Genomic DNA, 219 nt, shown 5'->3' with positions numbered 1-219 from the left:
CCTGGGGTGGTCTCGATCCGCCCGGCATCGCCTATGTCTATGCACCCGACCGCAAAGCCGAGCGGCTGTTCAGCCATCTTGCCGGCTTCAAGGGCGTCCTGCAGGTCGATGGCTACAACGCCTACCCAAAGCTTGCCGAACGTGGCGAGGTCGAGCTCGCCTTCTGCTGGGTGCACATGCGGCGCAACTTCTACGAACTCGCGACAGCCGGCCCCGCTC

Annotated in this window: 1 protein-coding gene; it reads left to right on the top strand. The window is 64.8% G+C overall.

Features of this window, described 5'->3' with window-relative positions; all coding sequences use genetic code 11:
• The coding region (locus tag ACZXDY_RS46810; RefSeq protein ID WP_464350146.1) for an IS66 family transposase at positions 1–219 on the top strand (219 nt) is incomplete at both ends.

The sequence above is a fragment of the Bradyrhizobium sp. LeoB3 genome (assembly GCF_055456055.1).
The sequence above is the reverse complement of the archived record's forward strand: the minus strand, read 5'-3'. Positions and strand labels throughout refer to the sequence as shown.